This window comes from Streptomyces sp. NPDC111507, assembly GCF_055638955.1.
This window is the reverse complement of sequence record NZ_JBVKBU010000011.1, coordinates 109421-125170: the sequence shown is the minus strand read 5'-3', so window position 1 is coordinate 125170 and position 15750 is coordinate 109421. Positions and strand designations below refer to the sequence as shown.

General features: G+C 70.9%; 15 protein-coding genes. 14 read left to right on the top strand and 1 reads right to left on the bottom strand.

Annotation, left to right across the window (positions count from 1 at the left end):
* The first annotated feature begins 94 nt into the window (after positions 1 to 94).
* From ACZ7M2_RS35000 to ACZ7M2_RS34960, 9 genes are all read left to right on the top strand, one after another.
* Positions 95 to 1600, top strand: a complete 1506-nt coding sequence (locus tag ACZ7M2_RS35000) for a dihydrolipoyl dehydrogenase family protein (RefSeq protein WP_471598728.1) — start codon at positions 95 to 97, stop codon at positions 1598 to 1600.
* A 70-nt stretch (positions 1601 to 1670) separates the two neighbouring features.
* Positions 1671 to 2498 (top strand): alpha/beta fold hydrolase, encoded by an 828-nt coding sequence (locus ACZ7M2_RS34995; RefSeq protein WP_471598727.1) that lies wholly within the window; start codon positions 1671 to 1673, stop codon positions 2496 to 2498.
* A gap of 179 nt (positions 2499 to 2677) precedes the next feature.
* Positions 2678 to 3364, top strand: coding sequence for a ribulose-phosphate 3-epimerase (rpe, locus tag ACZ7M2_RS34990; RefSeq protein WP_471598726.1), 687 nt, complete (start codon positions 2678 to 2680; stop codon positions 3362 to 3364).
* 78 nt (positions 3365 to 3442) lie between these two features.
* A complete protein-coding gene (locus ACZ7M2_RS34985; RefSeq protein WP_471598725.1) occupies positions 3443 to 4486 on the top strand; it encodes a sugar-binding transcriptional regulator in 1044 nt (347 codons plus the stop codon).
* Positions 4487 to 4555: 69 nt separating this feature from the next.
* Positions 4556 to 4987, top strand: coding sequence for a guanyl-specific ribonuclease (locus tag ACZ7M2_RS34980; RefSeq protein ID WP_471598826.1), 432 nt, complete (start codon positions 4556 to 4558; stop codon positions 4985 to 4987).
* Positions 4984 to 5370, top strand: a complete 387-nt coding sequence (locus ACZ7M2_RS34975) for a barstar family protein (protein WP_470051142.1) — start codon at positions 4984 to 4986, stop codon at positions 5368 to 5370. The genes ACZ7M2_RS34980 and ACZ7M2_RS34975 overlap by 4 nt, the downstream gene beginning before the upstream one ends.
* 107 nt (positions 5371 to 5477) lie before the next feature.
* Positions 5478 to 6920: a GuaB1 family IMP dehydrogenase-related protein gene (locus ACZ7M2_RS34970; RefSeq protein WP_471598825.1), complete on the top strand. Its 1443-nt coding sequence runs from the start codon at positions 5478 to 5480 to the stop codon at positions 6918 to 6920.
* Positions 6921 to 7226: 306 nt separating this feature from the next.
* Entirely contained in the window at positions 7227 to 8693 is a 1467-nt protein-coding gene (locus tag ACZ7M2_RS34965) for an amino acid permease (protein ID WP_471598724.1), read from the top strand.
* 10 nt (positions 8694 to 8703) lie between these two features.
* Entirely contained in the window at positions 8704 to 9156 is a 453-nt protein-coding gene (locus tag ACZ7M2_RS34960) for an Lrp/AsnC family transcriptional regulator (RefSeq protein WP_015661832.1), read from the top strand.
* Between the two features lie 108 nt (positions 9157 to 9264).
* On the opposite strand, the gene ACZ7M2_RS34955 is transcribed toward ACZ7M2_RS34960, so the two are convergent.
* Complete coding sequence (locus ACZ7M2_RS34955) at positions 9265 to 10005, bottom strand: GntR family transcriptional regulator (RefSeq protein ID WP_352049258.1); 741 nt, start codon at positions 10003 to 10005, stop codon at positions 9265 to 9267.
* A gap of 212 nt (positions 10006 to 10217) precedes the next feature.
* Between ACZ7M2_RS34955 and ACZ7M2_RS34950 the strand changes: the two genes are divergently transcribed.
* Genes ACZ7M2_RS34950 through ACZ7M2_RS34930 form a run of 5 tightly spaced genes read left to right on the top strand, consistent with a single transcriptional unit; the run spans position 10218 to position 15747 of the window.
* Entirely contained in the window at positions 10218 to 11375 is a 1158-nt protein-coding gene (locus ACZ7M2_RS34950; protein WP_471598723.1) for an ABC transporter substrate-binding protein, read from the top strand.
* Positions 11372 to 12283, top strand: a complete 912-nt coding sequence (locus ACZ7M2_RS34945) for an ABC transporter permease (RefSeq protein ID WP_471598722.1) — start codon at positions 11372 to 11374, stop codon at positions 12281 to 12283. The genes ACZ7M2_RS34950 and ACZ7M2_RS34945 overlap by 4 nt, the downstream gene beginning before the upstream one ends.
* Positions 12268 to 13146, top strand: coding sequence for an ABC transporter permease (locus ACZ7M2_RS34940; RefSeq protein WP_471598721.1), 879 nt, complete (start codon positions 12268 to 12270; stop codon positions 13144 to 13146). The genes ACZ7M2_RS34945 and ACZ7M2_RS34940 overlap by 16 nt, the downstream gene beginning before the upstream one ends.
* 3 nt (positions 13147 to 13149) lie before the next feature.
* Positions 13150 to 14226, top strand: a complete 1077-nt coding sequence (locus ACZ7M2_RS34935) for an ABC transporter ATP-binding protein (RefSeq protein ID WP_075027524.1) — start codon at positions 13150 to 13152, stop codon at positions 14224 to 14226.
* Between the two features lie 45 nt (positions 14227 to 14271).
* Positions 14272 to 15747 carry an HAD-IA family hydrolase gene (locus tag ACZ7M2_RS34930; RefSeq protein ID WP_471598720.1) on the top strand — a complete coding sequence of 492 codons (1476 nt, stop codon included), beginning with the start codon at positions 14272 to 14274 and terminating at the stop codon, positions 15745 to 15747.
* Positions 15748 to 15750 lie beyond the last annotated feature (3 nt).

Below are 15750 nucleotides of genomic sequence, written 5' to 3'. Positions count from 1 at the left end.
GAGTAGGACGAGGCGTGCTGACCCCCGTCCGAGCGCAATATGAGAACCATCGCCTGATCCTCCGAGTTCACCATTCTCGTATTTGAGGGCGTGAATGATGGCAGCGCGTGTGGATCCCGATCGTTCCGAGTGGGACGTCATCGTCCTGGGCGGCGCCGCGGCCGGGGAGAACGCGGCCCAGTACGCCACACAGTTCTCCGGTCTGGACGCGGTGCTGGTCGAAGCGGAGTTGCTGGGCGGCGAGTGCTCGTACTGGGCCTGCATGCCCAGCAAGGCCCTGTTGCGCCCGGCCGAGGTGCTGGACGGCGGACGGCATGTGCCGGGTGTGTCCTCGCTGTTGACCGGGCGCGAGCTGGACGTGCGGGCGGTACTGGCCCGCCGGGACACCGTCGTGAACGGCCTCGACGACTCCTCGCAGATCGGCTGGGCGCTCGGCGCCGGCATCGATGTCGTGCGCGGGTACGGGCGGCTCGCCGGGGAGCGCGCGGTGGCGGTGGAGACGGCGGCCGACGGCACCCGGGTGCTGACCGCACGGCACGCGGTGGTGATCGACACGGGTTCCTGCACCACCGTGCCGACGACCCCCGGCATGAGTGAGGCACGCCCCTGGACGTCTCGCGACGTCACCAATCTGCACGAGGTGCCACGCCGGGTCGTGGTGCTGGGCGGTGGAGTGGTCGCGTGCGAGGCGGCGACCTGGCTGAAGCCGCTGGGCGTCGAGGAGTTGAGCGTCGTGTACCGGCGCCCCGGCCTGCTGGCCCGGGCGGAGCCCTTCGCCGGGAACATGGTGGGTGACCGCTTGACGGCCGCGGGGGTGCGGCTGCTTCCCGGCAGGTCGATCACCGAGGTGCGGCGCGACGATCCCCGCGACACGGGAGTCGGGCTGCCGCACGGCGGCGAGGTCACCGTCCTGCTGGACGACGGGAGCAGGCTCGTCGCCGACGAACTGGTGCTCGCCACCGGCCGTACGCCGAACACCCAGGACATCGGCCTGTCGTCGGTGGGATGCCCCGACGGCGGCTTTCTGGAGGTCGACGACGAGCAGGCCGTACGGGCGGTGGACGGGCACTGGCTGTACGCGGTCGGTGATGTCTGCGGACGCGCGCTGCTGACCCACATGGGCAAGTACCAGGCGCGGATCGCCGGTGAGGTGATCGCCGCCCGTGCCACGCAAGGGCGGTTGGACGGAGCGGGGAGCGGAGTGCCGGGCTCCGCCGACGGACATCGGGGCAACCCGCAGGTGACCTTCACCGACCCGGAGGTCGGATCGGCCGGCATGACCGAGCGGGAGGCGCGCGCGGCAGGACTCGACGTGGCGACGGTCGAGTACGACATGGCCGCGCTGGCCGGCACCTATGTGCGGCGCGAGGACTACCTCGGGCGCGCCAAACTGGTCGTCGACCGGGGTACCGACACGGTGGTGGGCGCGACGTTCGTCGGTTCGGGCGTCGCGGAACTCGTCCACTCCGCCACGACGGCCATCGTCGCGCGCGTGCCGCTTCCCGTGCTGTGGCATGTCGTGCCCAGCTACCCCACCGCGAGTGAGGTGTGGCTCCGCCTGCTGGAGGCGTACCGCGCGGACAAGCGGCGTGTCGGGTAGCGTGAAATTCCCGTCATGCATTTCAGCCGATCAGGGATCCCGCACGTAACTCGATCGAAAGAAATATGCCATGCCTTTCATTTCCACGAAGGATGACACGGAAATCTATTACAAGGACTGGGGTACGGGGCAGCCGGTCGTGTTCAGCCATGGCTGGCCGCTGAACGCCGATGCCTGGGACCCCCAGGTCCGCATGATGGCCGAAAACGGCTTCCGTGCGATCGCGCACGACCGCCGCGGCCACGGACGCTCGGGTCAACCGTGGGACGGAAACGACCTGGACACGTACGCGGACGACCTCGCGGAGTTGATCGAGGCCCTCGATCTGCGCGAGGTGATCCTGGTCGGCCACTCCACCGGTGGCGGCGAGGTGACGCGCTACATCGGCCGCCACGGCACGGGACGGGTCGCCAAGGCCGTCCTCCTCGGCGCGATCCCGCCGCTGATGCTCAAGACGGAAGCCAACCCCGAGGGGCTGCCGCTGGAGGTCTTCGACGAGATCCGCCAGGGCGTCGCGACCGACCGCTCGCAGTTCTACAAGGACCTCAGCGCGCCCTTCTACGGTGCCAACCGGCCCGGTTCGCAGGTGTCCCAGGGCACGCGGGACGCGTTCTGGCTGTGGTCCCTGCAAGTGGGGATCAAGGGCTCGTACGACTGCGTCAAGGCGTTCTCCGAGACCGACCTCACCGAGGACCTGAAGCGGTTCGACGTCCCCACCCTGATCGCGCACGGCGACGACGACCAGATCGTGCCCATCGTCGCGGCCGCGGAGAAGTCCTCGAAAATCGTCAAGGACGCCACGCTGAAGGTGTACCCGGGTGCCCCGCACGGCCTGTCGATGGTCGCCCCGTTCAAGGACGTCTTCGACGCCGACCTGCTGGCCTTCGCCCGCGGCTGAAGCACCGGCGGCGCCCCGACCGTGCGGGGCGCGACACCCGCGTGGCGGTCGCGTTGTCGCCCCGGTGCGGCTCGGGCACGGCGCGTGTATGACACAGGTAGCGCGCCGGTATGTCTCAGGTACGGTCCAGGAGCCGGACCGAGGAGAGTAACCGGCCCGGGGCATGGCAGGCTTGGGGCATGGCCGTGCAGATCAACCCCAGCATTCTGTCCGCGGACTTCGCTCGTCTTGCCCAGGAGGCACAGGCGGTGGAGGGCGCGGACTGGCTCCATGTCGACGTCATGGACAACCATTTCGTCCCGAACCTCACGCTCGGTGTGCCGGTCGTGGAGTCCCTGGCCCGTGCGACGGACACGCCGCTGGACTGCCATCTGATGATCGCGGACCCCGATCGGTGGGCACCCCAGTACGTCGAAGCGGGTGCCGGTTCCGTCACCTTCCATGTCGAGGCCGCCGCCGCGCCGGTGCGGCTCGCCCGCGAGATCCGGGCCAAGGGCGCCCGCGCCTCCATGGCGCTCAAGCCCGCGACCCCCATCGAGCCGTACGAGGACCTGCTTCCCGAGCTCGACATGCTGCTGATCATGACGGTCGAGCCCGGTTTCGGCGGCCAGGCGTTCCTGGACATCATGCTGCCGAAGATCCGCCGCACCCGAGAGTTGATCAGCAAGCACGGCCTCGAGCTCTGGCTTCAGGTCGACGGCGGTGTGTCGGCGTCCACCATCGAGCAGTGCGCGGAGGCGGGCGCGGACGTCTTCGTCGCCGGTTCGGCCGTGTACGGGGCCGCGGATCCGGCCCAGGCGGTACATGCATTGCGCACCCAGGCTCAGGCCGCGACGGCCCAGGCGGCGTGGGCGTGCGACCACTGACCAAAGGGAACGTGAACGCCGCCCATCAGGGCTGATCAAGTACGCCGGATCTGCAAGGATGAACGGCGAATCCAGAGTGTGAACAGCAGTGAGGAGAGCGCCGTGTCGGGTATGTCGGCGGGCCGGTCAGCCATGCGGATGGGACCCGCTGAGCTGGTGCAGGCGGCGGCCATGGCCCGCCGCTTCTACCTCGAGGGCAAATCCAAGATCCAGATCGCCGAGGAGTTCGGCGTCAGCCGCTTCAAGGTGGCCCGGGTCCTGGAGACCGCGCTCGAACGGGATCTCGTGCGGATCGAGATCCGGGTGCCCGCCGAGCTGGACGCGGAGCGCTCCGACGCGCTGCGCGCCCGCTACGGCCTGCGGCACGCCGTCGTGGTCGAGTCCCCGGCGGACGCCGAGGAGTCGCCCGACCCCGAGAACCTCGGTGAAGTCGCCGCCGACCTGCTCGGTGAGCTGGTCAACGAGGGCGATGTGCTGGGCCTGGCCTGGGGCCGCTCCACCATCCACATGGCGGCGGCGCTCGACCGGCTCCCGCCGTGCACGGTGGTGCAGCTGACGGGCGTGTACGACGCCGGGACCGCGGAGCGCGGGTCGGTGGAGGCGGTACGCCGCGCCGCGCAGGTGTCGGGCGGCGACGCCCACCCCATCTACGCGCCGATGCTGCTGCCCGACGCGGCCACCGCGGTCGCGCTGCGCAGCCAGACCGGGATCGCTCGTGCCTTCGAGTACTTCGACAAGGTCACGGTCGCCTGCGTGTCGATCGGCTCCTGGGAGCCCGGCATCTCGACGGTGCACGACATGCTCACCGAGGAGGAGCGCGCCCACTACGCCACTCTCGGTGTCGCCGCCGAGATGTCCGCGCACCTCTTCGACGCCGAGGGGCGGCGGGTCGGCCGTGACCTGGGCGAGCGGTGCATCACCGTCGAGGCCGACCGGCTGCGGCGCATCCCCGAGGTCGTGGCGATCGCGGGCGGACAGCGCAAGGCCGCCGCCATCGACGCGGTGCTGCGGTCCGGGCTCGTCACCAGCCTGGTGACGGACACGTCCGCAGCGGACTACCTCATGACGGCGGGCACGACTCCCCGCCCCGCCCTGAACCGGGCGGACCCGGACGGTCCGTGACCCGATAGGAGGCGCTTGGGGGTATCGGCGCGCCGCGTGGAGGGGGGGCGTGGCAGCATCGGCGTCATGGTGGTGGTGCGGTGGGTGCCCCGGGCGCTCGTGGGCCTGTTTCTGTGTTTCGGCGTGCTCCTGACGGGCTGCTCGTCGACGGAGTCGGCCGGTACGGGCGCGGTGACGGGAGCCCCGTCGGCGGCCCGTTCGACGGTTCCGTCCTGGGCCCACGGGATGGGGACGGTCGACGCGGCCAGGCTTCCCGCCGAGGCCCGCACGACGCTCGCCCTCATCGACAAGGGCGGCCCCTTCCCGTACGCCAGGGACGGCATCGTCTTCGGGAACTTCGAGGGCATGCTGCCCAAGCACCAGCGTGGCTACTACCACGAGTACACGGTCAAAACCCCCGGCGCACAGGATCGGGGAGCCCGTCGCATTGTCACCGGGCAGGGCGGTGAGATCTACTACACCGATGATCACTACAAGTCGTTCAGGGCGGTGCTGAGATGACGGACGGCCCGTTGGCGGAGGTGTTCCGCGCGGCGCGCGCGGTCGGATGGCAGGTCAGCGTCCTCGACCTCACCGGAGTCTCGGACAAGGCGGCCTTCATGGAACGCTGCGTCCGCGCCCTGGACCTGCCCGAATGGTTCGGCCGGAACTGGGACGCCCTCGCGGACTGCCTGGGCGACCCCGACTGGGGGCCCGCCAGCCCGGGCCGCGTCATCCTGGTGAGCGGCTGGCGGTACTACGCCAAGGCCCGCCCCGACGAGTGGGAGATCGCCCAGGAGGTGCTGGAATCGGCCACCGGGCATTACCAGGAGCACGACGCCACGCTGTCGGTCGTCCTCTCCCTTGGAGGATCCGACCAACTGCCCCCTGACCAGCCTGGATGATCTGTCCGGGCATCGCATACAGGTCTCCATGGGACAATGAAGTACGTGCTCTTCCCCCTGGCTGACCTGTCCGGGGGCCACCTCTGATCGACTGGGATGTGCAGCACGTGCGTTTCCTCAACGACATCCAGCCTCCGTACGACCTGACGTACGACGACGTCTTCATGGTCCCCAGCCGCTCCGCGGTGGGCTCCCGGCAGGGCGTGGACCTCAGTGCCCCGGACGGCACGGGCACCACGATCCCCCTGGTCGTCGCCAACATGACCGCGATCGCGGGCCGCCGGATGGCCGAGACCGTCGCCCGCCGTGGTGGTCTCGTGGTCATCCCGCAGGACATTCCGATCGAGGTCGTCACCGAGGTCGTCTCCTGGGTCAAGGGACGCCACCTGGTGCTCGACACCCCCATCGTCCTGGCCCCCCACCAGACCGTCGCCGACGCGCTGGCGCTGCTGCCCAAGCGCGCCCACAACGCGGGCGTCGTCGTCGACGAGGACGGCCGTCCGATCGGCGTGGTCACCGACGCCGACCTCACCGGCGTGGACCGGTTCACACAGCTGGCCGAGGTCATGTCCCGGGACCTGCTGCTCCTCGACGCCGGCATCGAGCCGCGCGAGGCGTTCAACAAGCTGGACGGCGCCAACCGCCGCTACGCCCCGGCCGTGGACGCCGAGGGCAAGCTCGCCGGCATCCTCACCCGCAAGGGCGCCCTGCGCGCCACGCTCTACACCCCGGCCACCGACGCCGACGGCAAGCTGCGCATCGCGGCCGCCGTGGGCATCAACGGCGATGTCGCGGGCAAGGCCAAGCAGCTCCTCGACGCGGGCGTCGACACGCTCGTCATCGACACCGCGCACGGCCACCAGGAGTCGATGATCAGCGCGATCAGGACCGTGCGCGCGCTCGACCCGCAGGTCCCGATCGTCGCGGGCAACATCGTCGCCGCCGAGGGCGTCAAGGACCTCATCGACGCGGGCGCTGACATCATCAAGGTCGGCGTCGGCCCTGGCGCCATGTGCACCACCCGCATGATGACCGGCGTCGGCCGACCGCAGTTCTCGGCCGTCCTCGAGTGCGCCGCCGAGGCGAAGAAGTACGGCAAGCACGTGTGGGCCGACGGCGGCGTCCGCCACCCGCGCGACGTGGCCATGGCGCTGGCCGCGGGCGCGTCCAACGTGATGGTCGGTTCCTGGTTCGCGGGGACGTACGAGTCCCCGGGCGACCTCCAGCAGGACGCCGACGGGCGCCTGTACAAGGAGTCGTTCGGCATGGCGTCCGCGCGCGCGGTCCGCAACCGCACGAGCGAGGAGTCGGCGTACGACCGCGCCCGCAAGGCCCTCTTCGAGGAGGGCATCTCCACCTCGCGGATGTTCCTCGACCCGGGCCGCCCGGGCGTCGAGGACCTGATCGACTCGATCATCGCGGGCGTCCGTTCCTCCTGCACGTACGCGGGCGCGGGCTCCCTGGAGGAGTTCGCCGAGAACGCGATCGTCGGCATCCAGAGCGCTGCCGGCTACGCGGAGGGCAAGCCCCTGCACGCCAGCTGGGGCTGACCCCTTCCACCGTCGTACGGCCCCCGTGGTGCGCCCACGGGGGCCGTCGGCGTACCTGCCGCGGATCGCCGTGCGAGGGCGTGCGCAACCATCGAAAGGCCCCGCGCAACGAACACGCGCCGAGGTGCGATGAACGCAACGATCTTGCGGAGATGCGCAAGGTTGCCGCATTACGCCCGTGAAGCCCGGGCTCATAGGGTCAAGCGCTGTACACGGCGTGGCGGGGACTCCGCTCGGTGGGTCCCCGCTGCCAGGGGTGCCGCCGGTTCCCGCCGTATCGACCGGCAGCGATGAAGGAGCCACCGCGTGCTCGATCAAGGCGCACCCCCGCAGTCCCGCACAGAGTCCGCCGCACCGTCCCCGGGTGTCGGCGCGCGCCTCATGCGCCGCAAGCCCGTGGAACGCCTGGTGGCCGAGGGCGGCCAGGGCGAGGGAGGCTCGCTCAGGCGCTCCCTCGGGCTGTGGCAGCTCACCATGATCAGCATCGGCGCCACCCTCGGCACCGGCATCTTCGTGGTCCTCGGCGAGGCCGTCCCCAAGGCCGGACCCGCGGTCACCCTCTCCTTCGTGATCGCCGGCCTCACGGCGCTCTTCTCGGCCCTCTCGTACGCCGAGCTGGCCGGCACCATCCCGGTCGCCGGCTCCTCGTACTCGTATGCGTACGCAACGATGGGTGAGCTGATCGCCTGGATCTGCGGCTGGTGTCTGGTCCTGGAGTACGGCGTGTCGGTGGCCGCCGTCGCGGTCGGCTGGGGCGAGTACCTCAACGAACTGCTCGACGGCACGATCGGCGTCACCATCCCGAACGCGCTCTCCGCACCCCCCGGCGACGGCGGCATCTTCAACCTGCCCGCCCTGATCGTCGTGATGCTCGCCATGGCCTTCCTGCTCGGAGGCGCCAAGGAGTCCGCACGCGCCAACACGATCATGGTGGCCGTGAAGATCGTCGCGCTGCTGCTGTTCTGTGCGATCGGCATCCAGGGCTTCAAGTCCGGCAACTACGAGCACTTCATGCCGCTCGGCATGGCGGGCGTCAGCGCCGCCGGTGCCACGCTGTTCTTCTCGTACATCGGCTTCGACGCCGCCTCCACCGCGGGTGAGGAGGCCAAGAACCCGCAGCGTGACCTGCCGCGCGCGATCATGCTCTCGCTGGTCATCGTGACGGCGCTGTACGTCGTCGTCGCGGCCGTCGCCGTCGGCGCCAAGCCCTGGCGGAAGTTCAACGACTCGGAGGCCGCGCTCGCCGAGATCATGAAGAACGTCACCGGGCAGACCTTCTGGGGCACGCTGCTCGCCGCCGGTGCCGTCATCGCCATCGCCAGCGTCGTCCTGACCGTGCTCTACGGCCAGACCCGCATCCTGTTCGCGATGTCCCGCGACGGGCTCGTGCCCAAGGTGTTCTCGCGCGTCCACCCGAAGACCGGCGCGCCCCGCGCCAACACCGTGATCGTCTCGCTGTTCTGCGGTGTCCTCGCCGCCGCGATCCCGCTCGGCCAGCTCGCCGACGCCACCAGCATCGGCACCCTCTTCGCCTTCGCGCTGGTCAATGTGGCCGTCGTGGTGCTGCGCCGGACGCGCCCGGAGATGCGGCGCACCTTCCGGGTGCCGTTGTCGCCGGTGCTGCCCGCGATCGGCTTCGCCCTGTGCGTGTGGATGATGGGCAGCCTCTCGGCCGTCACCTGGGTGGTCTTCGGAGTCTGGATGGCCGCCGGGCTCGTGTTCTACTTCAGTTACGGCTACCGCCGCTCCCGTCTCGCGCCATCAGAAAAGTGAAACACCCGCAGTGCTGAACGATCTCGACGAACGCATCGTGCACGCCCTCGCCGAGGACGCCCGCCGCTCCTACGCCGACATCGGGCAACTGGTCGGCCTGTCCGCGCCCGCCGTGAAGCGCCGGGTGGACCGGCTGCGGGCCACGGGTGCCATCACCGGGTTCACCGTGCGGGTGGATCCGGCGGCGCTGGGGTGGGAGACGGAGGGGTTCGTCGAGATCTACTGCCGCCGGAACACCTCGCCGGAGACCATTCAGCGGGGGCTGGAGCGGTACCAGGAGGTGGTGGCCGCGTCCACCGTCACGGGGGAGGCGGATGCGGTGGTGCAGGTCTTCGCTTCCGACATGCGGCACTTCGAGCGGGTGTTGGAACGGATCGCCGGGGAGCCGTTCGTGGAGCGTACGAAGTCGGTGCTGGTGTTGTCTCCGTTGCTTCGGCGGTTTTCGTCGGGGTCGCCCACGTAGGCGCTCCGCTGGGGTGCGTTGTTCGGGTGCGGGTTCGTTGTGGCTGGGCGCGCAGTTCCCCGCGCCCCCTTCGGGGCGCTGTACCCGGCGCCCCGTGAAGGGGAACCCCTACTCAGCCGTTTTCCTCGCCAGCGCGTTGTTGCCGATGGAGTTGTGGACGCTGAAGCTCACCGCGTCCGAGCGGTAGCGGTCGTCGGACCATTCCACCGGGCGGCCTTCGCGGGTGGTGGTGACGCGGCGGACCCTCAGGAGGGGACTGGTGCGGCGGACGCCGAGGAGGTCGGCGTCCTGGGCGCCCGCCGCCACCGCGTCGATGACGTGCTCGCCGTAGGCGAAGACCAGGCCGGTGTCCTCGTAGAGCCGCTGGGTGACCGAGGGGCAGTCGGGCTCGATGGCCTCGACGGCGGGGGAGATCCAGTCCGCGTACACGGTCCGCTCCAGGAGGACCGGCTCGCCGTCCAGTCCGCGGACCCGCAGGACGTGCAACACCGGTGTCTGCTCGGGGAGTTGGAGGCGTACGGCGTCCTCCGTGGTCGCCGGTCGGTGCTCCTGCTCGACGACGTGTCCCGTCGCCTCCCGGCCCATCGCGCGGGCCCACTGGGCGAAGCTGCGCAGTTCGGCGAAGCTCTGGCTGCGGCGGCTGGCGAGGACCACCCGGCGGGCGCCCTGGCGGGAGCCGATGAGGCCCTCGGCGGTCAGGGCCGCGACGGCCTGGCGGACCGTGCCGCGTGCCACGCCGTACTGGGCCGCGAGGTCCGTCTCCGCGGGCAGCAGACTGCCCACCGTGTACTCCTCGCGGTCGATGGCGCGCCGCAGCTCGTCGGCGATCTCCTCGTGTCGCGCCGGCATGCTTCCCCTCTGATTCGACTGCTGTGCACAGCGTGACCAGCCTAATCGAGATCGGACGGTGATCTGCGCGCCCCGGGATTGTGCAGGGAATCAGGGTCCAGCGTTTCGCCAGTGTTTACGAACAGGACACCAGCGACGGGCCTACTGAGGCCAACTTGTTCAGACAAGTTCGCCGCACTACTCACACCCTCGTGCGTACTCCTGGAGAGACCGTGACCGTGTTCCTGCCGAGGACCGCCGTCCTCACCGGCGGCCTCGCCGTCGCCGCCGCCCTCGCCCTCAGCGCCTGTGGCGCGGCCCCTGACGACAAGTCGACCACCGCTGACGGCAAGAGCGCGGCCACCGCGACCTCCGCCGCGGACTTCGGCGGCCTCGACGCCCTGGTCAAGGCCGCCAAGAAGGAGGGCACGCTGCACGCGATCGCGCTGCCCCGTGACTGGGCCAACTACGGCGCCCTGATCGACGGCTTCAAGAAGAAGTACGGCATCAAGATCGAGGTGGAGAACCCGGACGGCTCCAGCCAGGACGAGATCAACGCCGTGACGTCGAGGAAGGGGCAGGACCGCGCCCCGGACGTCGTCGACCTGGGCAGCTCGTTCGCGCTCAGCGCGGCCCAGCAGGGGCTGCTCGCGCCGTACAAGGTGACCGCGTTCGCCGATATCCCCGAGGGGCAGAAGGACGCGCAGGGCCGCTGGTTCAACGACTACGGCGGCTACATCTCCATCGGCTGCGACGCCAAGAAGGTCAAGGAGTGCCCGAAGACCTTCAAGGACCTGCTCAAGCCGGAGTACAAGGGCCAGGTCGCCCTCAACGGCAACCCGACCAAGTCCGGTTCGGCCTTCGGCGGCGTGTACGCGGCCTCGCTCGCGGCCGGCGGTTCGTTCGACGACATCCAGCCCGGCCTGGACTTCTTCGCCAAGCTGAAGAAGAACGGCAACTACACGCCCGTCGAGTCGACCCCGGCCACCGTCGAGAAGGGCGAGACCCCGATCAGCATCGACTGGGACTACCTGAACGCCGGTTACGCCGACGAGTTCAAGTCGAAGGGCGTGGACTGGACGGTCACGGTCCCCTCGGACGGAAAGTTCTCCCAGTACTACTCCCAGGCCATCAACAAGGCCGCCCCGCACCCGGCGGCCGCCCGCCTGTGGCAGGAGTACCTCTACAGCGCCGAGGGCCAGAACCTGTGGCTCAAGGGCTATGCCCGCCCGGCCCTGATGACCGCCCTGCAGACCGCCGGCACCCTCGACAAGACCGCCGCCGCCAAGCTCCCCGCGGTCTCCGGCACGCCGAGCTTCCCGACCGAGGCCCAGCAGGCCAAGGCCAAGACGGTCCTCGCGCAGGGCTGGGGCAAGGCCGTCTCCGGATGACCACCGTCCTCACCGAGGCCGAGGCCGACGTGACGCCCGCCGCCGCCGCTCCCCAGCGGCGGCGGCGCCGCGCCCCCGGCTGGCTCGCCGTGCGCCCGCTGCTCGTCTTCGTCACGATCGCCTTCGGCATCCCCGCCCTGGCCATGCTGAACGGCGCCTTCACCGTCAAGGACCAGACGACCGGCGCCACCTCGTACACCACGGCCAACCTGACCGACTCGCTCCAGGGCGCCTACCTCACCGCCCTGATCGGCAGTGTCAAGCTGTCCGCGGTCTCCGCGGGCATCGCGACCCTCCTCGGACTGCCGCTCGCCCAGGCCGTGGTGACCTCCCGCTTCCGCGCCCTGCGCGAGGCGGTCCTCACCGCGTCCGGCGTCCTCGCCAACTTCGGCGGCGTCCCGCTGGCCTTCGCGTTCGTCGCCACCCTCGGCAACGCGGGTGTCCTGACCGAGCACCTGGGCCTGAAGGACAAGGGCTGGAACCTCTACAGCTTCTGGGGCCTGGTCATCGTCTACCTGTACTTCCTGATCCCGCTGATGGTCCTCACCATCACGCCCGCCCTGGACGGCCTGCGCTCCCAGTGGCGCGAGGCCGCACAGAACAACGGCGCCACCGCAGTCCAGTACTGGCGGCACATCGCCCTCCCCGTCCTCACGCCCTCCCTGCTCGGCGGCCTCGTGCTGCTCTTCGGCAGCGCCTTCGCCGCGTACGCCACCGCGGCGGCCATGGTGGGCAGTGCGGTCCCGCTGGTCACCCTGCAGATCGCCGACGCCATCTCCGGCAACGTCCTGGTCGGCCAGGAGAACGTGGCGCTCGCCCTCAGCCTCGACATGGTCCTCATCGCGGGCCTGGTCATGGCCGTGTACCTGCCCCTGCAACGACGGAGCGCGCGATGGCTGGAAGCCTGAACAATCCCGCTCGGGTCCCCAAGCCCGCCCGCGGGGCGAACAAGTCCGTACGCGTACGTCCCTGGCGCGGAGTCGTCCTCGTCTGCGCCGGGCTCTACTTCCTGGTCCCGCTCGCCGCGTCCGTGATCTTCACGGTCGACGTGCCGAACCAGGGGATCACCTTCGACGCGTACCGCCAGATCGTCTCCGCCGACGGCTTCGGCTCCAGCCTGCTGCTCTCGCTGGAACTGGCCGCCGCCACCATCGCCGTGGTCCTGCTGCTGATGGTGCCCGCGATGGTCGCGCTGCGGCTCGGCGCGCCCAGGCTGCGCCCGGTGGTGGAGGTGATCTGCTCGCTGCCGCTGGTCGTCCCGCCGATCGCCTTCGTCGCCGGGATCGCCACGGTCCTCAAGTGGGGACCCGAGCACCTCTCCCGCACCCCGCTGTTCGAGACGTTCGTGGCCCTCCAGAACCCCGACTTCCCGTTCGTGCTGGTCCTCGCGTACGTCGTGATGGCGCTGCCGTTCGTGTACCGGGCCCTGGACGCCGGGCTGCGCGCCGTCGACGTACGCACCCTCGTCGAGGCCGCGCGCAGCTGCGGGGCGAACTGGCCGCAGGCGCTGGTACGGGTCGTGCTGCCCAATCTGCGCGGGGCGCTGCTCAACGCCTCCTTCCTCACGCTGGCCCTGGTGCTCGGCGAGTTCACCGTCGCCCAGCTGCTCGGCTTCCAGCCCTTCGCCGTGTGGATCTACAGCGTCGGCGGCTCGCAGGCCCAGCTCTCCGTCGCCGTCTCCGTGCTCAGCCTGCTCGTCACGTGGGCCCTGCTCCTCTCGCTCGCCGGGCTCGGCGGGCGCTCCCGTTCCGCTTCCGCCTCCCGGGGATGAACCATGACCGTCACCACGCTTGAGAAGGCCGCCGACGCCAAGGCCGCCACCGTTGAATTCCGAGGCCTGCGACGGGAGTTCGGCCCGACCGTCGCCCTCGACGGCCTCGACCTGACCGTCCGTCCCGGCGAACTCCTCGCCCTGCTCGGCCCCTCCGGCTGCGGCAAGACCACCGCGCTGCGCATGCTTGCCGGGTTCGAACACCCCGACTCCGGCGAGGTACTGGTCGACGGCGAGGACGTCACCCGGGTCCCGGCCCACCGCCGTGACGCGGGGATGGTCTTCCAGTCCTACAGCCTCTTCCCGCACCTCAGCGCCCTCGACAACGTGGCCTTCGGGCTGCGGATGCGCAAGGTGCGTACCGCCGAACGGCGTTCCCGCGCGGCCGAGTTGCTCGACCTCGTGGGCCTCGCCGACAAGGGCGAGCGATTCCCGCACCAGCTCTCCGGCGGCCAGCAGCAGCGCATCGCGCTGGCCCGCGCGCTCGCCCTGCGTCCGCGCGTGCTGCTGCTCGACGAGCCTCTCTCCGCCCTGGATGCCAAGGTGCGGCTCACCCTGCGCGAGGAGATCCGCCGGCTTCAGCAGGAACTCGGCATCACCACGCTGTTCGTGACGCACGATCAGGAAGAGGCGCTGTCCATGGCGGACCGCGTCGCCGTGATGCGGGCCGGGCGGCTCGAACAGTGCGCCGCGCCCGCCGAGCTGTACGGGCGGCCCGCGACCGCCTTCGTCGCCGAGTTCGTCGGCACGATGAGCCGGATTCCGGGGCGGCTGGACTCCGGCGTGGCCGAGGTGCTCGGACAGCGGCTGCCGGTCGACGGGGACGCGCCCGCCGCGACCGAGATCGACGTGCTCGTACGGCCCGAGGCGGTGCGGGTACGGGCCGACGAGGCCGGGACCGCCCGCGTCGTCGCCACCGCCTTCCTCGGCGCCGCCACCCGCGTCACCGTCCGGCTCCCGGACGCCACCGAGGTCAAGGCCGACCTGCCCACCCACGAGGCCGCCGGGCTCGGCTCGGGCGCCGCCGTGACGGTGAGCCTGCCGGAGCGGCCGGTGCTGGTCGCCGAGCGCACGCAGTAACCGACGCATCCCCCCACTGAGTTACGCCGACTGAAAGAGAGCACCGTGACCCTCCGCACCACCTCCCGCCGACTCCCCCTCCAGGCCGTCCTGTTCGACATGGACGGCACGCTCGTGGACACCGAGCGGCTGTGGTGGGAGGCGGTGGAGCAGGTGGCCGAGGGGCTCGGGCGCCGGCTGACCGGGGCCGACCAGCCGGAGGTGCTCGGCCGGCCCGTCGAGTACACCGCCGCCTGGCTGGGCGGGGTCACGGGCGCCGAGGTGGGGGAGATCGCCGCCGAGCTGCACCGGGAGTTCGCGCACCGGGTCCGCACCGGCATCGTGCCCCGCCCGGGTGCCCTGCGGCTCCTTGGCGAACTGGTCCGCGAGGGTGTCCCCACCGCCCTCGTGACCGCGTCGCCGCGCGCGGTCGCCGACACCGTCCTCGCGGCCCTCGGCGCCGAACACTTCGCGGTCTCCGTCACGGCCGACGACACCGAACGCACCAAGCCCGCCCCCGACCCCTACCTGGCTGCCTGCCACGCCCTCGGCGTCGATCCCGCCGCGTGTGTGGCCGTGGAGGACACCGAGACGGGTGTGGCGTCCGCCGAGGCCGCGGGCTGTGCCGTGCTCGCCGTGCCCTCGCTCGCGCCGATCGACTCCGTACCCGGACGCACCGTCCTGACCAGCCTGGAGGAGGTGACCCCGGCCCGGCTGCGCGCCATGGTCGCGCCCCGCGAGCTGCGGGTGATGAGCTGGAACCTCTGGTACGGCGGGACGAAGGTCGACGACCACCGCGAGAAGCAGCTCAAGGTCATCGCCGAGACGGGCGCGGACGTGGTCGGCCTCCAGGAGACGTACGGCACCTCGGCACAGGAACTCGCCGAGGCCCTCGGCTGGCACCACCACCGGGCCGGCGAGAACCTCGGCGTCATCAGCCGCTACCCGATGACCGCCCGCCACGGCGACCCGGACGTCGGCTTCTACGGCGGCACCGGAGTGCGCGTCCGGCTGGACGGCGGCCAGGAGGTGGACGTCTGGAGCGCCCACCTCGACTACACGCCGTACGGCCCCTACGAGGCCCGCTTCGACGGGCTCCCGGCGGCCGAGCTGATCGCCCACGAGGGCGTCCGGCTGGAGCAGATGCGGGAGATCCTGCGGCGGATCGCCGAGTCCGCGACCGAGTCGGTCCCCGTGGTCCTGGTCGGTGACTTCAACGCGCCCTCGCACCTGGACTGGCCGGACGTCGCGTGGCCCGTGACCAGGGCCGCCGAGGAGGCAGGCCTGCGCGACTCCTACCGCGAGGCCCACCCCGACCCCGTGCGGGAGCCCGGTCACACCTGGTCGCCGGTCCACGTGGAGCACGAGGACGGCAGCGGGCGGCCCGAGCCGCAGGACCGGATCGACTTCGTGCTGCACCGGGGACTGACGGTGCTCGACTCCCGGGCGCTCGTCACCGGCACGCCGCGCCCCTGGCCCGAGGTCGCCGGCAACGACTGGCCCTCGGACCACGCCGCGGTCGTCACCACCTTCGCCGTCTGAACC

Coding starts and splice junctions, on each gene's coding strand:
- rpe (WP_471598726.1), top strand. CDS start 2,678: ATGGCCGTGCAGATCAACCCCAGCATTCTGTCCGCGGACTTCGCTCGT.
- ACZ7M2_RS35000 (WP_471598728.1), top strand. CDS start 95: ATGATGGCAGCGCGTGTGGATCCCGATCGTTCCGAGTGGGACGTCATC.
- ACZ7M2_RS34935 (WP_075027524.1), top strand. CDS start 13,150: ATGACCGTCACCACGCTTGAGAAGGCCGCCGACGCCAAGGCCGCCACC.
- ACZ7M2_RS34940 (WP_471598721.1), top strand. CDS start 12,268: ATGGCTGGAAGCCTGAACAATCCCGCTCGGGTCCCCAAGCCCGCCCGC.
- ACZ7M2_RS34995 (WP_471598727.1), top strand. CDS start 1,671: ATGCCTTTCATTTCCACGAAGGATGACACGGAAATCTATTACAAGGAC.
- ACZ7M2_RS34945 (WP_471598722.1), top strand. CDS start 11,372: ATGACCACCGTCCTCACCGAGGCCGAGGCCGACGTGACGCCCGCCGCC.
- ACZ7M2_RS34955 (WP_352049258.1), bottom strand. CDS start 10,005: ATGCCGGCGCGACACGAGGAGATCGCCGACGAGCTGCGGCGCGCCATC.
- ACZ7M2_RS34975 (WP_470051142.1), top strand. CDS start 4,984: ATGACGGACGGCCCGTTGGCGGAGGTGTTCCGCGCGGCGCGCGCGGTC.